We start from the raw sequence: 13,942 nt of genomic DNA on the forward strand, positions 1-13,942 counted from the left end.
ACCAAGGGCTGGTTATGTTCAAGCATAAACCACAGAATTGTTACAGCGCAGTGTGTAAACACAGCCAGAAACTGGACTGACATTGGTACTAAACGATGACTGAGGCGAAAGCCAAGGGCATTAATTAATCATCAATAATGCTTAATTAAACTGCCTAAATTCATATCGCGTTTTTTACCTAAGCCATAGTGCATATTCACACCAATCGACGTTATTACTAGGTGCGTAGTCATATTTAAATTGAGTTTAAACAATAAAAAACACTTAGTTTTTGAATAAAAGATCAAGGAAACACAGCTGCCTGCTTGACCGGAACTTTCTAATGGGTGACCCCATTCACTTCAAAAATATTAAAGGATGATTGGTGGCAACTAAATTGTGACCTTGAACTAAATTCTTCACCTGAATTTAAGATAGAAAAAAATCAGTATCTTTAAAAAAGTTTTATCAACTCATCTAAAAAACGTGGGTGCTCCAACAATTGTTTTTAGCTATTCCTTTCTTTTTTATTGGTGGTATACCTTGGTTAGTTTGGGGTGTTTCCGTGCGAATTTGATGCTGTTCGCGTGTTAAATTAGGTTTTGATTAATGGCTTTTATAACGGCCTGAGTGCGGTCTTCTACCTCTAACTTAGCAAGGATTTGTGACACATGATTACGAATAGTCCCCTCAGAGTTATCTAATTTTTTGGCAATCACTTTGTTCGACATGCCTAAAGACAAACACTGCAATACGGTTTGTTCTTTGCCTGTTAAGCAGAGCTGAGGGCTTAACTGCTTTTTGAGTAAAAAATCAGTCACCGCACTTTGCAATACTCGCTCACCTGCAACGACCTGCTTGATAGCGCTAATAAGTTCTTCAAGCTCAATGTTTTTAAGCACATACCCACGAGCACCTAGATTAAGGGCTTTGACTAATACATCACAATCTTCAAATGTGGTAATGATCAGCACAGGGGTTTTATCACCCTTTTCACGCATTTTTTGCAGCACGCCGAGCCCATCTAAATTCGGCATTCTCATATCGAGTAAAGCAATGTCAAAACTATGCTCAGCTAATAGTGCAAGCGCTTGTAAGCCATCTTCAGCTTGGGCTTCGATATTAATGGCGCTATCGAGGTTAAGTAAATTAGCGAGGCCTAAACGAACTAAGGTCTGATCTTCAACTAGTAGGCACTTTATCATGGCTTTTTTCTTCTAAATTGAGTGGCAGTGTCATGGTATTGATCAGTGTTTCTTGCTCAAGGTGTTGTGAAAATTCACCGCCAAATTGTGCCATTCGCTCATTTAATCCTGCTAATCCATTCCCTTGTTTTGGTAAATGGGTCTCTGGCTGATTATGATACGCCTTTGCAATTAACAGCGGCTGTTGGCCAACGTGGGTGACATTTACATGCAAAGTAAAATGGTTTGCTTGGGTATGTTTAAGGGTGTTGCTGATCATCTCTTGGGTAAACCGCAATACACACAGGGTATCGTCTTGAGGAAGCTGCTCTGTCTCCTTACTTAGTTGGAGATCACAGTGTAAATTAGGTGTCAGTTCGCAAATGGCCTCAAGAGCTTGCTTAAGAATCGTTTTGTCATTGCGTTGAGTGGAAACGATTTCGCGCACCTCAGCCAATACTTCTTGGCTAAGTTGGTGGCAAAGAGAGAGGGTTTCAACGGTGGCTTCATTTGCTGCTCTTTTAGCAAAATCTAAATTAATGCTGAGCGCGGTAAGCTTATGGCCGAGTGAGTCATGGAGCTCGCGTGATATATTTTGTCGCTCTTGCGCTGCATGCATCGCCCCCATCATGTGTTGGGTGGCTTTTAACTCTTTGTAGTTTTGGCGGGATTGGTAATGTGTATTTAAACTTTCGACAATACGCCGGCTAACAAACCAATTCATCAAGCAAAAGAAAAACCAAATTGTAAACGTGACCCAAGGAATGCCATTTTCCCAGCGCGCATAATGCGTTAAACCATACACCAGCATGGCGGCCACAACGCAAGCCAGTATTTTAGGAAGCGAAAAATGAGGACTAAAAACCGCGGTAAACATCACTAGGTGGATAAAAACTAAGGATGTTGAACTCAGTTGTATCATTGCCAAAATAAGCAGGAAATAGCCAAGTGCTACGCCGTGAACAAATTTGTTAGGCTGTTTTAACACATACAGCAAAATAGCTAAAATGGAACCACTTACTATGATTTGCAAATATAGCGCTAATTCTGAGTTGGCATAATAGGCACACGCCGATGTCACTCCAAGCCACGATGCCAATGTTGAGAAATGCCAATCGGTTGTATGTCGTATAGTTGATTCCATTACTGTGGCCATATTTTTTTAGCAATTATTGCAGAACTCGCGTTGTAAAAACAGTGACATCTGTCATAGCTCGGGCTATGAGCTTTGTGACTAGTGCCATGAAACCTCATTCATTTATGCTTTATTAATAAAAAATAGTTGGGCACATTAATGAATAAAGACAGTCGATTACATTACATTGATAATTTACGCAGCCTCGCGCTATTGCTCGGCATCGTATTTCATGCCGCTTTAGCCTACAGTCCGTTCTTTGGCAATATTTGGTTTACGGCAGACTCAAGCACACATGGTCTATTTGATTATATTACGCATACGCTGCACTTATTTCGGATGCCGTTATTTTTTATTATTGCAGGGTTTTGCAGTGCACTTTTAATAGATAAATCGAGCAACGCGCGCTTTTTACATCATCGCAGTAAACATATTCTACTGCCTTTTATTGTATTTTTACCTTTAAGCTTTGCCGTTTACTACCATGCATTGAGTTTTGGAGCCGGTATAGCTAATCCAATACCGCCGATTTTTGCTGTGTTTAAAGTTATTAAAGAGCCTGTTGTTAGCACTATGCACTTATGGTTTTTGTGGAACTTATTCCAGTTTTGCTTAATTCACTGGTTGTTGAAAACAACTAACTTATTAGGCAATAAATTCGATGCGCTTAGCGTTCACCCTTTATTTATGTGGGTTGTACTTCCCATCGTGTTAACGTTTTCATTAATGGGGCAATCTATTCCATTTCCTGCTCCTGATAAACTCACGCCACAGTTATGGTCGTATGGTTTTTACGGCAGTTTTTATTGGTTAGGAGTGGGGCTTTATAAAAAACAGCAGCTCATTTGGTCATATCATAAGTACTTATGGCCTCTTATTTTGGGTATTGCAATATCGCTGACTGGTTATTTTTCTTTATTACCAGCCGCGCCAAGCTTAGATGAAGTGATTGCCGCCGCAACTTCGGGGTATTTTGCCGCAGCGGGAGAGCTACATGTATTACATGTTTTATCACAAGGACTGAGTGTTATTTTGTTAACCGCCATAACGTTTTTACTTGGGCATCGTTTTTTAAATCACCAAAGTAAGCTCAGTCGCAGCATCTCAAATGCATCATATTGGATTTATTTAATACATGTGCCAGTGCTGATTTATATTCAGATGCCATTGATTAATACTAATTGGCCAGTTTTAGTAAAGTTTATAGTAAGCGTGGTGGTTACATTGCTTATAGGTCAAATAAGTTATTTATTATTAGTTAAAAATATGTGGCTGGGCGCACTACTTAACGGTAGGCAAACCAAGAGAAAGGTAATACAGTCAGCTTAAATGTCGTTACTTGGTAATGACTTAAAAGCAGCACTACATAAAGGAATACTATTATGCATGCAATAACAATCAAATCGACCATCGCCACGATTCAACAAGGGGCGGTTAAAGCAGACGGCAAATTTTGGCTAACCAACACCGATATTCATTTTGCGCCGTTGAATGCACAATTTGGGTTAGGGCCTTATATGTTTGCACGGTGTGAAATTGTAAAAGTGAGTAAGTGCTCTGGTAAAGTTTCGGGTATTTTGCCTTATACACATGATGCAATTGAAATCGTATTAAAAGATGGTAATAAATATCAATTCATTGTCTCGAATCCAATTGAATGGATTAAATTAATTAACCAATAGTTTAAAGCACAAACGCTGGTAGCCCACAAAAATAACTATTGTTTTAATGTACCTAATAATGCACGATAAAATATATCACTATTTTATTGTGTATATAGTAAGCACATGGATTTAATAAAAACGCTTTTGATTGACTGCTTCTCGCTCACTAGGGACTGTTAGATAAAATCAAAATCCTCTTTTCAAACTGAGATGTGGGCTACTACAAATATGTTATTAAATTTTTATGTAAGAGGAATTGGTAAAAAACAATCACCGGATAAGCTGTTAAAGTTTATTGGCATATAGCATCCGATTTATTTCAGTCATTTAAATACCCACATCCATGTGGGTATTGAAATTACTAAAATATAATAGTTGGTTTTTAAAGGTAGCTTTGATTTTCGTTTTATATAACGCGGCCTAAATAATGTTTTCTTTATCTAAATTAACTTAATTAGAAAAAATATTATCGAGATCTTCGTCAATATAAACATCCGTTAATCCATTATCTTCTACAGCAGATTTAAACTTATCTGTACAATACAAACGAGAACCACCTGTAAATTTACTCTTAAAAACAGGCTTATTTTTTACATCATCATTTATGAAAGCAATCTTGATATAATCTAAAGGATAACCATCTAAATATTCGCGTTCACATTTTGCTTCATCTTCTAGTCCAAATGTACGCAAGTTAAAGATTACAATAGGTTCACCATCAGCTTTTGTTTCAATAAACTCACCTAAAGGCGCTAATAAATCTTTTAAAGCTTCATAAGCATTCATCCGAAGAGCTATAAACCCATCTATGATACTTATATCGTAGTTATCTTTTAGATAATCAGGTAAAAAAGGCAACTCATAACCTTAAGGCCATTACGCTAATAAAGAGTCGTTATTCATATGGATATCAAGTAGAAACATGCAAGCATCTTGATTAGATGGCAACATTGGTTGTATTTTTTCCGCGAATGAAAGTATGTCCCACTCAACCATGTCGTAAGAATTAGTAACGGGCTTTAACGAAAACAACTTCATGATTTACTATCCCAATTAGCATTTTTACGCAGCATAACACTGGCTGGCATCTTATGATTTTTTATTTTCACGCCACGTAATGTATTTATAAAATTGAGCTTATAGATTTTGTTTCTTGAATTAGTAAGCGCCATTCTATTAAGCAATTTTTAAAAGGTATTCAAAGAGGGAACCGTGCCTTAAAATGTTTGATTTGTAGCAAAAACCATAATATTTAACATAAATTTCTATGAAATTTATACTTTCAGTATTTGTATAAGAAATAAAACGCTGTCGGTTGGCTTTACTTTATAAAAACATTAAGTGAAAAGAGTTATTCTGATACAAAATTTAAGTAAAACTCACTTAAAATACATGGATTAATATTTGAAGAATTATAAGCACCCAAATGTTGTTTGAAGCATAAGTTGACATAGGCACATTAGATTTCATTGAGCTACAAGTGAAGTGTAACTTGGCATAATATTGAAGCATATAATGGCATAAAGTTACCAATTACAGGCTTTATGAAGCCAACTAAATAAAAATACTACCAAGTTTAGTTTACTGCTATGTGCCATGAGCAGTCATTCATGATTAACTCGTTTCTGCCCCATTCCCACTTAGAATGTTCGCTCATTATCTGTTCATGTGGTGTTGTCATACCTGGCTTCATCCAAAAAATGTGGAAGCGTTACACTTATCAGGGTCAATACCTTAACCAAAGGAGTGAAATACCTAGAAATGAAAAATGACCAGTCAAGCAAATCTGGTCATTGTAATTAGTCTGGGGTTCGTAGTGTTTTGATGTTAGTCAACTAGCTTCGGAACATCGCCGCTGAGGTCGATCCAAGGGTTAGTACCTAGGGTCTCAGTACCTTGCACACTTGGTTCTTCGTAACGCATCTCAAAGTTTTTAGGACCGTGTGCATATGCAACAACCAAACCATAAGGTGCATCTAAGAAACCTCCGTGAGGGCCTAGTCCAGGGTAACTAATTCTCCATGCATCACCATCCGTTGATACATAGCCCAGAGTTAGTTTACCTACTACATTATTCGCTAGCGCGAAAAACCATGTCCACTCCCCACCTGACACTATAGTCATCACTTCATCAATACCCTGGCCATTGTCTGAACTATTGACATGCAATTTGCCAAATTTCTCCTGTAAATAGTGCATAACTTCTGGAGTCATTGCTTTCATATCATAAACCTTTGGATATGGAGCAACGCCAACTTCAGATGTCGACAAGAAGCCGCCTCTGTGTACCTCTGGTACTCGGCCAGCTTTCTTGATTTGATCCAATAAGTCACCGCGATGCATAGAAAAGAGTGAGATTAGTTTCTCGGTTTCTTTCTTTGTAATAGCTCTTTTTTTGGATATTTCGAGGATAGGCTTAGCCTCTTCAGGTAGGGGAACCCTACTAACTCGTACTCCAACAGTTTTGAGCACTTTGTTTACTTTTTCAACTCCTCGCGTCGGCACTCGACCATCACTGTAAGACAAGGTAAGTTGGCCCTCTGTTGATATCGTTTTCGCTACGCTTTGTGCGACCGGCATAGTGGCAATCGCGCTCACTAAGACTAAGTTAATTAATTTTTTCATTATTCGCTCTCCTGACGGATTATAGGACGGTGAGTTGTGTTTTCAGGCCTAAGTGTAGGAGTTGTGCTAAATCAAATAAACAGCACTCAGGTAAACTAATTGTTTACCAACAGTGAATTAATGACATTTAGATAGATTAATTCTGAGTAATTCACTATGAATTGTTTACTCTTGGTAAATAGTTAAATTACTAAATGGATGTTTAATTAGTAAAGACGGCTGTTAGGGTTAAGTTTATGGTACTTAACCATTAGTAGAGAACTTCCCCTCTCCTTAAATAGATGGTCTCGATGTGAAAAATATTAAATATCACCTTTTGTCCTTATTAGTGACAGCACTGGTTGCAGGATCTTTTTTATCTTCAGAAAAACTATCCGGTGTAATCAATCCATTCTCCTTAACGTTATTGAGGTTCCTGCTTTCAGCGCTGGTATTACTTCCTTTTATTCTAACAAAGAAACGTTTTCTCAAAATAGCGAAAAATGTTTTTCCTAGAAGTCTTATCATGAGCCTTTTCTTTGCAATCTTCTTTATATGTATGTTCATGGCATTGGAGACAACCACGGCATTAAACACAGGAACATTGTATACATTAGTGCCATTTATTACTGCCATTGTCAGTGTTTTCCTCTTTAAGGAAAAATTATCAATTCCGATGCTTGGCGTTTATTTGCTAGGGGCTATAGGTACATGCTGGGTGATTGTGCAAGGAAACTTAGAGACATTATTGAGACTGAACCTCAATAAGGGAGACATCTTATTTTTGCTCGGCTGTATCTCTATGGTGTGCTTCTCTGTCTCGATGAAAGTTTTTCATCGTGGAGAAGAAACCATTGTTACCGTATTTTGTACTCTGTTGGGAGGTGCCTTCTGGATGATGCTAGCATTGTTTGTATTCCATCAACCACTAGACTGGTTTGCCTTAAATGCCGAGCTTGCCCTGCACATGCTATACCTCGCTTTGTTTGCGACTTTGGTCTCAACCTTTATCATCCACAAAACTACTATTGTACTGGGGCCTGCAAAAGTGATGGCCTATATTTATCTAAGTCCTGTATTTGTTGCGTTTATCATGTTTTTATTTCAGGGAAAAAGTATACCTACAGCGGTATATCCGGGTATTGCATTATCCATCTTTTCTACAGTGATATTACAGCTGGCGAATAGTAACGCCAAGTGAAACTAAGTCTGTTGAAAAACCTGGCCACCTTCTCGCAAAGGTGGCGTTTTCATGTTTAAGTAAGCAATTGGATAGGAGATTATGAAGGTTAATGTTGTTTTCTTTCGAAGTGTTTGACGACAAAATCAATAAAAGCCCTGACTTTTTGAGACTGCTCTTTATGGAAAGGGTAAACAACATACAGTGAATGATCTTCCACTTGCCACATCGGTAAAATCTCAACTAATTCTCCAGATTCTAACTCATCATTAACGAATAAATCAGGCAGTAACAAAATACCATGGCCTGCGCACGCTGTTTGCTTGAGTGCTAACCCGTTATTTACCACGTAAGAGTTAGGTGGAAGTTCGATCTCTTTGACTTCATCCTCATTTCTGAATAGCCAGCGTCTTGCTGATGAAGAGAAACTGTATATGAGGCATTTATGGTGAGCGAGATCTTCAGGCTTGAGGACCTTACTGCACTTTGAAAGGTACTCCGGAGAAGCACAAAGCACTCTTCTCATATTGATAAGCTTTCGGGATCTCAGGCTGGAGTTACTTAGTTCGCCCCCACCCCTAATTGCAATATCAATTCCTTGTTCAATTAGATCGATATATTGGTCGCTCATGACAATTTCAACAGATAACTCGGGATGTTGATGCATGAATTCACAAACGATGGGGTTAATTTCTAAAAGGCCTAAGGACATAGGAACACTTATTTTCAGTGAGCCTTTTAAGATATCAGAGGACTCCATAACGGATAAATCAGCATGTTTCAAATCATCTAATATGTTGCAAACTTGTCTATAATAAAGTTGTCCATTATCAGTAATATGCATGTTGCGAGTAGTACGGTTGATCAACGGACTTTTAAGATAGTCCTCCAGCTCATTAATATTCTTACTAATAGCGGCTTTTGATAGGCTTAAATCTTCTGCTGCCGCTTTGAAGCTTCCTAGTTCCACAACCCTTCTGTAAACGGTTAGAGCCCTTATTTTATCCACGACAACCTCATTTAACTCTCTATTGTTTACCATTGGTAAACTATTTTGTTACTAATATATAGTTTATTCATCATAAGTGGTCAATTAATATTTATTGTAATCGCCAACGCAAGAGGTTGGTCTCAAATATTAGATAGGATGAAATCATGAAAAAAGTACTCGCATTTTCGGGAAGTAATCATAGCCAATCAATTCATAATACTCTGATTCGCGCGTTAGCAGCTTGTGCTGCTCGAACAGAAGTGACTATTTTGGATTTGACTGATTTTGATTTACCAATGTATAGCATTGATGTGGAGTCAAAGGGTATCCCTACTGATGCAATAAGGCTGAGACAAGTACTAGTTGAGCACGATGCTTTGATTATCGCCTCACCGGAACACAACGGATCTATGCCTGCATTCTTAAAAAATGTGATTGACTGGCTTTCACGTGTTGCTGAACCAAGTAAGCCCTTTTTTGGTAGCGATAAGAAGCCCGTTCTTTTAGTCAGTACCTCTCCTGGACCAAATGGTGGTGCAACCAATCTCAAAACGATGGCAGAGTTAATGCCATGGTGGGGGGGTGATGTTAAAGGTTCATATAGTTTAGGGAGTTATCAAGAGAAAAGTCATGAGGGTGAGTTTGACCAGAAAACAAAAATAGAGCTGAAAGCTCTGATGTCTTCCTTTGAATATTCACTGTAGGAGTATAAATATGAAAGTAGATATTGGAATAAATGAACAGGATCGAGTTGTGATTGTAGAAGCGCTTAAACGCCTTCTAGCAGACTCATACACCTTATATTTGCAAACACATAATTTTCATTGGAATGTTACTGGCCCCCAATTTCGCGAGCTACACCTTATGTTTGAAGAACAATACAACGCATTGGCAATCGCCGTCGATGATATTGCTGAGCGAATCCGAACACTGGATGAAGTTGCGCCTGGGACTTACAAAGCGTTCGCTAAACTGAGTTCAATTGCTGAAGTCGATGGCGTGCCTGCGGCGACGGGAATGGTATCTATTCTTATTCGTTCTCATGAAAAAGTAGTTAAGACTTGCAGAGACGTGCTGAGATTGGCTCAAGATGGGGATGATGAATCTTCTGCATCATTGGTCTCTGATCGAATGCGAGAGCATGAAAAAGCGGCATGGATGTTACGTTCAATGTTGTGAGTCAAATTTATCACTGTATACCTCAACAATGTAACGTTGAGTAAAAGTTCACGTTACATTAGTCTCTGTTTCAAGTACTTAGGAGTAACGAATGGCTGTATTAGAAAAAGGGATATGGTATCCCAATAAAGAAGCAAATAACTTGTCTAATGAGGACAGCTTCGAACTGCCGAAAGCCGCTGAGCAAGGGCGATATCACTTGTATATGTCGTTTGCTTGCCCTTTTGCTCATAGACCTTATCTAGTGATCAACTATTTGGGGTTGAATAATGCAATCACTGTTTCTTCTGTTGCAGCAAAACGATATTCCGACGGATGGTTATTTGACGACTTCAACGCGGATCCTTTGTATAGTTCTCAAAATCTGGTAGAACTTTACCAACGAGCAAATCCAAATTACACAGGAAGAGTGACAGTACCTGTACTTTGGGATAAACAAGAGCATACCATTGTAGGTAATGACTCCTCTTCGATAGCGATGGAGTTAGCTACCAAATGGTTACCTTTAGCTAAGAACAAAGTTGAATTGGTTCCAAATAGTCTGCGAGAAGAAATAGAGAAGCTCAACGAGTGGTTGCATCTTAATGTGAATCGAAAAGTCTACCACGTTGGTTTTGCCACAGTTCAAGCAGAATATGACCAAGCCAGTGACACCTTGTTTGATGCTATGGGGAAGCTTGACAGGAGACTAAATCAAACTTGTTATCTAAATGGTTCGAATATTACTCTATCGGATCTATTTTTATTGCCAACACTTGTCAGGTTTGAAGCGGTTTATGAAGTTCATTTTAAGGCTAATAAAGAGCCGCTAAAAAATTTCGAGAACTTATACCGCTATATGTTGGATTTACTCAGTGAAGAGAGCATCAGAAAAACGATTGATATCGAATACATGAAGCAGCATTACTACTTCTCGCACAAGCACATTAACCCACATGGAATCGTTCCAGCAGGGCCTGACATCAGTTGGTGAACCAGTAATATTTTCAACCTTGGAGAAAAGTAATGAGCAAAAAGATTAGAGTCGATTTTTTTCACGATGTCATTTGTGGGTGGTGTTATGTTTTGTCAGCTAGACTACGCCAACTTGCAGAAGAGTTTAATTTAGATATCCATCATCATGCATTTGCTTTGTCAGCCACACGGGAAGAAATGATTGGCAAGTTTGGTTCAATGAAGCAAGCAAAGCAAATCATTTTGGGGCACTGGGAGCAATGTGCGCGTGCCGACGATAACAAGCGCGTTAACGTCGAAGGGATGCGTCAGCAGAAGTTTGAATACCCATTTTCAACGCCAGGTTTGGTGGCATGTAAGGCCGCCGAACAACAGGGAGGAGCCAGTGCTTACTGGAACTATTTTGATGCTGTAACACATGCACATATGAGTGAAAACAGAAATATCGGTGATTTGGACGAGCTTATAGAAACTGCCGGTGAGGTTGGGCTAGATAAACCTCGTTTTCTTGATGACTTTGCTTCTTCTGAACGACAAACTGAGATACAACGCGATAGGAAGTTAGCTCAAGAATATGGCATTACTTCTACGCCAACGCTGATTATCAATAAAAGGTGGGTTGTTCCGGGGGCTCTCGATATCAATGCACTACGTGAAACACTAAAAGAGATAGCAACCAAGGTTTGACTTCCACTGAAAGTCTTGTTAGCTATTTACACTGCTTTTTTGCCAGCTGGATTGCTGGCTCTTTTATTTTCGCATGAATTATCCTGATCCATGCCACCCACACTAGAAAAAGGCCCGAGGTCACTTCTGTCCAAAAAACAAGTTTACTCGACAGTTTGCTTTTCGCTAATAGCCGAACTTCGCAAATTTCTAGAATTAAGTTATGGTTAGATAATAACAGCTCTTATATTTTGGGAGTTTAATATGGCTAAAACAATAAAAACTAGCAGCACCATTGATAAATCGGAGAGTTTCGATTATGAAAATGTAAAAGCTGCATTAGATGGTCGGCTGTCCGTAGATGATCTTAGAGCAGCTGAACAAGGTGTATTTATGAATAATTTTGACGAAGCTATAAACTCTAATTTAGAACAGGATTTTTCTAAGCATTTTGAAAAACTGAGCAGTAACGAAAAACTTTATGGCTTAGATGATAAGGATAAAATTATCTGTGAAACAAGAAATAGATCAAGTATGAATAAACACAAATAGCTCATACCTTAATTAAAGTTGAATAAAAAGACCCCAGCGTTTGCTGGGGTCTTTTTATTTAGCCTCTGCCTTTTCGGCAGTTAAAAGTCACAAGTTGTGCTTGTTTACTTCCTGGCCTAATTTCAGCTGCCTATTCGGCAGAAGATACACGTGTAGGAACTACACGACTATTTTCTAAATTTTCAGCTGCCTACTCGGCAGTTCACAAAAAGGCTCACAACTTCCCGCTTTGCTGTACATTTTCAGCTACCTACTCGGCAGCTCACTATAAAAAGTAGTTTAAATTTTTATAAATAACAAACTGTTAAGTGATTTTTATATTTTTACACTTTACTTTTACCTAATCGTATAACTTATTAAAAGCATTATTAATATTCGATTGCTACTTTTAAAAGGTATTCAATGAAGGAACCGTGCCTTGAAATGTTTGATTTGTAGCAAAAACCATCATTATTAACATTAATTTCTATGAAATTTATACTTTCAGTATTTGTATAAGAAATAAAACGCTGTCGGTTGGCTTTACTTTATAAAAACATTAAGTGAAAAGAGTTATTCTGATACAAAATTTAAGTAAAACTCACTTAAAATACATGGATTAATATTTGAAGAATTATAAGCACCCAAATGAGGAGTTTGGGTGGCAGTCTTACCAGCCACATCTCGGCACACACGTCACAAACTGTGGCTGCTCCCTTCCGGGCCTGACCAGGTTCGCCTGCTAGTGTTGCGAGAGGACCAATAAGACTACCATTGAGGGCCTTGGTTGGCGCGATTGAGATTATCTCTACTTTTGCTCTGTTATTCAAGGGATAATCAAAAAAGAAAGTGCGATTGCATACTTCATATACAATCGCAGTCTATTTGGGTGTTAAAGCGATTATTAATTGCTCTCTAACTCAGCTTTTATGTTACGTAGTGCCGCTTTTACTTTTTTCATGTTCTCTGGGCCCATGCGTAAAAGTTGCTTTTGCGCAGCGGGTAATTGCTCCCATTCTGAAAACGCATACTGATAGGTCACTGAATCACGCAATAATGGTAAGCTACCTTTTGGCTCAGGAGTATCAAGTAACAGGTCAATGGCATCTTCAAGTGTTTGAGTAAACTCATCATCACCATAACCAATCTCAGTGTATGCGCTGTTGATCAGCGGTTTATACTCTTCGTATAAACGCACAGTTTGAGCTGCACTCATACTTGTGAGTATTTTTACATACGGGGTATAGCGTTCATAGCTATTAGGGTCAATTGTTAAAATATCCCCTTCGTTTACGCTAAAACCCTCTTCTAATTTTGCAACTGGGGTATGCTTGGTAGCCACTTTGCCTTTTGCTAAATTATCAATAAATACCACGCCACGACGAATAACATCATCATTTAACACTAAGCTCATCGCTACATCCCCCAAATATTCATCTAATTTTGCGATGACTACAGGATCGCTGTCGTTTAACGCTGGTAAAGGCACAACTTCAGCTTCAGGCTCAACTTCTGGGCGCTGAGCTGGAACGGCTAATTCGGCAGGTTTTTCAGGCTTAACAGAGGGCGCACCTACCACAGGGTCGTTCTCAGGTTTTAGCTCCATAATAGGTTGTTCTTTTACTGGTTCTTCAACCTGCATAACTGTTTTTGGAGCTTCACTTGGTTTTAATAAAGCAAACGCAGCGGCAATAATGATGATTAATAAAATAACCCCAGCAAAGATAAGGTTGTTATTCGGCGGACGTTTTTGAACGTCTGATCCTGATGGTTTATCTGACATACGAACTCCATAAATATAAAAATGCGATACTGTTTAGAGTACTCTAAACAGGTTTAATTCATAACTTACACTAATATTTATTAATGTAGCTA

The 13,942-nt window shown here is 38.5% G+C and carries 15 protein-coding genes and 1 other RNA gene; 8 read left to right on the plus strand and 8 right to left on the minus strand.

Features of this window, described 5'->3' with window-relative positions:
- Window positions 1-569: 569 nt before the first annotated feature.
- Both FHG08_RS14100 and FHG08_RS14105 read right to left on the minus strand, forming a co-directional pair.
- Window positions 570-1,184 carry a response regulator transcription factor gene (locus FHG08_RS14100; RefSeq protein WP_138605015.1) on the minus strand — a complete coding sequence of 205 codons (615 nt, stop codon included), beginning with the start codon at window positions 1,182-1,184 and terminating at the stop codon, window positions 570-572.
- Complete coding sequence (locus FHG08_RS14105) at window positions 1,162-2,307, minus strand: sensor histidine kinase (RefSeq protein WP_178956327.1); 1,146 nt, start codon at window positions 2,305-2,307, stop codon at window positions 1,162-1,164. Before FHG08_RS14105 ends, FHG08_RS14100 begins: the two co-directional genes overlap by 23 nt.
- A gap of 150 nt (window positions 2,308-2,457) precedes the next feature.
- On the opposite strand from FHG08_RS14105, the gene FHG08_RS14110 reads away from it, so the two are divergent.
- Window positions 2,458-3,627 carry an acyltransferase family protein gene (locus FHG08_RS14110; RefSeq protein WP_178956328.1) on the plus strand — a complete coding sequence of 390 codons (1,170 nt, stop codon included), beginning with the start codon at window positions 2,458-2,460 and terminating at the stop codon, window positions 3,625-3,627.
- 53 nt (window positions 3,628-3,680) lie between these two features.
- Entirely contained in the window at window positions 3,681-3,980 is a 300-nt protein-coding gene (locus tag FHG08_RS14115) for a hypothetical protein (protein WP_178956329.1), read from the plus strand.
- A 432-nt stretch (window positions 3,981-4,412) separates the two neighbouring features.
- Here the strand turns inward: FHG08_RS14115 and FHG08_RS14120 are convergent, their stop codons facing one another.
- From FHG08_RS14120 to FHG08_RS14125, 3 genes are all read right to left on the minus strand, one after another.
- Window positions 4,413-4,820, minus strand: coding sequence for a hypothetical protein (locus tag FHG08_RS14120; RefSeq protein ID WP_256729712.1), 408 nt, complete (start codon window positions 4,818-4,820; stop codon window positions 4,413-4,415).
- Window positions 4,821-4,838: 18 nt separating this feature from the next.
- The gene (locus FHG08_RS19095) at window positions 4,839-5,000 is read right to left on the minus strand and encodes a hypothetical protein (RefSeq protein WP_256729713.1); all 162 of its coding nucleotides are present in this window, start codon (window positions 4,998-5,000) and stop codon (window positions 4,839-4,841) included.
- Between the two features lie 789 nt (window positions 5,001-5,789).
- Entirely contained in the window at window positions 5,790-6,587 is a 798-nt protein-coding gene (locus tag FHG08_RS14125; RefSeq protein ID WP_178956330.1) for a hypothetical protein, read from the minus strand.
- A gap of 292 nt (window positions 6,588-6,879) precedes the next feature.
- Here FHG08_RS14125 and FHG08_RS14130 point away from each other — a divergent pair, with 292 nt between their 5' ends.
- Window positions 6,880-7,767 (plus strand): DMT family transporter, encoded by an 888-nt coding sequence (locus tag FHG08_RS14130; protein WP_178956331.1) that lies wholly within the window; start codon window positions 6,880-6,882, stop codon window positions 7,765-7,767.
- An 88-nt stretch (window positions 7,768-7,855) separates the two neighbouring features.
- Here the strand turns inward: FHG08_RS14130 and FHG08_RS14135 are convergent, their stop codons facing one another.
- Window positions 7,856-8,788, minus strand: a complete 933-nt coding sequence (locus FHG08_RS14135; protein WP_218651599.1) for a LysR family transcriptional regulator — start codon at window positions 8,786-8,788, stop codon at window positions 7,856-7,858.
- Between the two features lie 113 nt (window positions 8,789-8,901).
- On the opposite strand from FHG08_RS14135, the gene FHG08_RS14140 reads away from it, so the two are divergent.
- From FHG08_RS14140 to FHG08_RS14160, 5 genes are all read left to right on the plus strand, one after another.
- Entirely contained in the window at window positions 8,902-9,441 is a 540-nt protein-coding gene (locus FHG08_RS14140; RefSeq protein ID WP_178956332.1) for an NADPH-dependent FMN reductase, read from the plus strand.
- Window positions 9,442-9,451: 10 nt separating this feature from the next.
- Window positions 9,452-9,916, plus strand: a complete 465-nt coding sequence (locus tag FHG08_RS14145; RefSeq protein WP_178956333.1) for a Dps family protein — start codon at window positions 9,452-9,454, stop codon at window positions 9,914-9,916.
- Window positions 9,917-10,007: 91 nt separating this feature from the next.
- A complete protein-coding gene (locus tag FHG08_RS14150; protein WP_178956334.1) occupies window positions 10,008-10,889 on the plus strand; it encodes a glutathione S-transferase C-terminal domain-containing protein in 882 nt (293 codons plus the stop codon).
- Between the two features lie 32 nt (window positions 10,890-10,921).
- The gene (locus tag FHG08_RS14155) at window positions 10,922-11,557 is read left to right on the plus strand and encodes a DsbA family protein (RefSeq protein WP_178956335.1); all 636 of its coding nucleotides are present in this window, start codon (window positions 10,922-10,924) and stop codon (window positions 11,555-11,557) included.
- Window positions 11,558-11,800: 243 nt separating this feature from the next.
- Entirely contained in the window at window positions 11,801-12,088 is a 288-nt protein-coding gene (locus FHG08_RS14160) for a hypothetical protein (RefSeq protein ID WP_178956336.1), read from the plus strand.
- A gap of 647 nt (window positions 12,089-12,735) precedes the next feature.
- Here the strand turns inward: FHG08_RS14160 and ffs are convergent.
- Window positions 12,736-12,832: signal recognition particle sRNA small type (gene ffs, locus FHG08_RS14165), an RNA gene on the minus strand.
- 139 nt (window positions 12,833-12,971) lie between these two features.
- On the minus strand, window positions 12,972-13,850 hold the full coding sequence (locus FHG08_RS14170) for a DUF3014 domain-containing protein (protein WP_178956337.1): 879 nt from the start codon (window positions 13,848-13,850) through the stop codon (window positions 12,972-12,974).
- Window positions 13,851-13,942: the final 92 nt, after the last annotated feature.

The organism is Pseudoalteromonas sp. Scap03, from assembly GCF_013393115.1.
Taxonomy (GTDB): Bacteria; Pseudomonadota; Gammaproteobacteria; order Enterobacterales; family Alteromonadaceae; genus Pseudoalteromonas.